Source organism: Chitinophaga sp., assembly GCF_035564935.1.
GTDB lineage: Bacteria > Bacteroidota > Bacteroidia > Chitinophagales > Chitinophagaceae > Chitinophaga.
Genome location: NZ_DATMTE010000284.1, coordinates 1 through 2,913 on the forward strand (window position 1 = coordinate 1; position 2,913 = coordinate 2,913).

Consider the following 2,913-nt stretch of genomic DNA (forward strand, 5'->3'; position numbering starts at 1 on the left):
CCGAGAAAATTGCCAAGAAATATGGCAAGGGTCTTAATGGCGGTCTTGGCAAAGTAAAAATTCAGAAATTCAGCGACGGCGAAATTCAGCCCGTGTTCCTTGAAAGTATCCGGGGGGATTATGTTTTCCTGATCCAGGGAACCAGCGCTCCTTCAGATAACCTGCTGGAACTGCTGTTAATGATAGACGCGGCCAAACGTGCTTCTGCCGGCTACATCACTGCTGTAATTCCCTATTTCGGATATGCGCGTCAGGATAGAAAAGATAAGCCACGTGTGGCTATCGGCTCTAAACTGCTGGCAAATTTGCTTACTTCTGCGGGGGCTAACAGGGTGATAACCATGGATTTACATGCGCCGCAGATCCAGGGTTTCTTTGATATCCCGGTAGATCACCTGGACAGTTCAGCTATTTTTATTCCTTATATAGAAAATTTAAGGCTGGAAAACCTTACCTTTGCGTCCCCTGACGTAGGTAGTACCAATAGGGTACGTGAAGTAGCGTCTTACTTTAATGCTGAGATGGTTATTTGCGACAAACATCGTAAACGTGCCAATGAAATAGCATCTATGGTAGTGATCGGAGATGTGGCTAACAGGGATATTGTGCTCATTGATGATATTTGCGATACTGCGGGAACGCTTTCAAAAGCTGCAAACCTGTTAAAGGAAAAAGGCGCCAGAAGTGTTCGTGCATTTTGTACCCACCCCGTTTTCAGTGGCAATGCGTACGAAAATATCGAGAAATCAGTACTGGAGGAGATAGTGGTATGTGATACTATTCCTATCAAACCACAGGGAGCCGGTTCCAAGATCAAGGTGATATCTGTTGCAGAGCTTTTTGCGGTAGCTATTCGCAACATGCACGAAAACAAGTCGATCACCAGCCTGTTTATTCACAGCCATCGCCGGGGAGAGGCATAACAAAGTATTTTTAATCAACAATATAAATTGTCTAAACAATGAACACAATAACCATCGAAGGACAACTCAGGAGCGAATTTGGCAAAAAAGCCACCCGCCAGATCCGTTCTGAGGAACAAGTGCCTTGCGTTATTTACGGGGGTGCAGAAACTGTTAATTTTTCAGCTCCTGCCAAAGCATTCAAAACACTGGTTTACACTGCAGCTTTCCAGATTGCAGAAATTAAGCTGGGCGCAAAAACTTACAGATGCGTATTGAAAGATATGCAGTTTGACGTAGTTACCGATGCACTCGCTCACATCGATTTTATGGAGCTGGTGGAAGACAAACAGGTAGCTGTTACCATCCCTATCAAACTGGTTGGTTCTTCTGTAGGTGTTAAAGCCGGTGGTAAACTGGTTAGCAAACTGAAAGCGCTGAAAGTAAAAGCATTACCTAAGCACCTGGTTGAAAATATCGAAGTGAACATCGATAACCTGGAACTGAATGAGAACATTCGCGTGGAAGACGTTAAACTGGAAGGTGTTGAAATTACCAACTCTCCGCGTATTCCTATCGCTTCAGTGGTAATGACCCGTCAGCTGCGTCAGGAAGAAGCAACTGCTGAAAAAGATGCTAAAAAGAAATAATCTTTTAGATATATTTTTCCAAAAAGCCTCTCTACTTTTAGAGGGGCTTTTTAATTTTGGAAATCCCAGGGCCCGAAATCGACTTGTATGAAATACTTAATAGCAGGATTAGGCAATATTGGCGATGAATACAGGCATACCCGTCATAATATAGGCTTTGATGTGGTGGACGATTTTGTTGCCAGGCATAAAGCCACGTTCAGAAACGACCGCCTCGCTGATGTAGCGGAATGTAAATGGAAAGGCAAAACATTTATCGTTATTAAGCCTACTACCTACATGAACCTGAGCGGGAAGGACGTTAAGTACTGGCTGGATAAGGAAAAGATTCCCGTGGAAAACCTGCTCGTAATCCTGGACGACCTGGCTCTTCCACTGGAAGTGCTCCGCTTACGCCCCGGCGGAAGCGATGCAGGGCATAACGGGCTGAAAAGCATCCAGGAATCCCTGGGCACCAATCAGTATCCCCGCCTGCGCTTTGGTGTGGGAAATAACTATCCCAAAGGCCGCCAGGTGGAATTTGTACTCAGTAAATGGAAAAATACAGAAGAACGGATAGTGGAAGAGAAAATATGGAAATGTTCAGATATCATTGAAAGTTTTGCCAGTATCGGCATTGCCCGTACCATGAACGACAGTAATAAGCTGACCTTCCCGTCTGTGAAATAAATTTGTTCATCTGATCCCTATCTCCTTTTTTTATACCTTAAAAACAAACGCATTATGAAAATTATTTGCGTAGGCAGGAATTATGCCGATCATGCCAGGGAGTTGAAAAATGAAGTGCCCACTGAACCGGTGTTGTTTATGAAACCAAAGAATGCGTTGCTGCAAAACGGCCACCCCTTCTATTACCCTGAATTTACTACCAATCTGCATTACGAATGTGAGCTGGTACTCAGAGTGAGTAAAAATGGTAAACATATCCAGGAAAAATTTGCAGATAAATACTATGATCATATTTCCGTAGGTATCGACTTCACAGCACGGGACTTACAGGATAAGCAAAAGGCAAAAGGATTGCCCTGGGAAATAGCCAAAGCTTTCGATAACTCCGCTGTGGTAGGGAACTTTATACCTATTACCCCGGAGATGGATAAAAAAGACATTAACTTCTGCCTGTATAAAAACAAAGCATTGGCCCAGTCCGGAAACACACAGGATCTGTTATTCTCCTTCGATTTCCTGGTGGCATACATTTCCCGCTTCTTTACCCTGAATATAGGCGACCTCATTTTTACCGGCACCCCTGCCGGCGTAGGGCCTGCGGAAATAGGGGATGCCTTCGAGGCATTTATTGAAAATGACAGCCTGCTGGAGTTTTCTGTTAAGTAGGGGAGCGCCTTCGGCGCTTGTCTTGG

Annotated in this window: 4 protein-coding genes; all 4 read left to right on the top strand. The window is 44.4% G+C overall.

Going from position 1 to position 2,913, the window contains the following annotated elements; translation table 11 throughout:
• On the top strand, positions 1-923 hold a 923-nt coding region (locus VN105_RS07595), incomplete at its 5' end, for a ribose-phosphate pyrophosphokinase (RefSeq protein WP_325639502.1).
• A 38-nt stretch (positions 924-961) separates the two neighbouring features.
• A complete protein-coding gene (locus VN105_RS07600; RefSeq protein WP_325639504.1) occupies positions 962-1,552 on the top strand; it encodes a 50S ribosomal protein L25 in 591 nt (196 codons plus the stop codon).
• A gap of 87 nt (positions 1,553-1,639) precedes the next feature.
• A complete protein-coding gene (gene pth / locus VN105_RS07605; RefSeq protein ID WP_325639506.1) occupies positions 1,640-2,221 on the top strand; it encodes an aminoacyl-tRNA hydrolase in 582 nt (193 codons plus the stop codon).
• 54 nt (positions 2,222-2,275) lie between these two features.
• A complete protein-coding gene (locus tag VN105_RS07610; RefSeq protein WP_325639508.1) occupies positions 2,276-2,887 on the top strand; it encodes a fumarylacetoacetate hydrolase family protein in 612 nt (203 codons plus the stop codon).
• Positions 2,888-2,913 lie beyond the last annotated feature (26 nt).

Bases quoted from the DNA above. Each gene is read 5' to 3' on its own strand.
- pth (WP_325639506.1), top strand. From the start codon at position 1,640: ATGAAATACTTAATAGCAGGATTAGGCAATATTGGCGATGAATACAGG.
- VN105_RS07610 (WP_325639508.1), top strand. From the start codon at position 2,276: ATGAAAATTATTTGCGTAGGCAGGAATTATGCCGATCATGCCAGGGAG.
- VN105_RS07600 (WP_325639504.1), top strand. From the start codon at position 962: ATGAACACAATAACCATCGAAGGACAACTCAGGAGCGAATTTGGCAAA.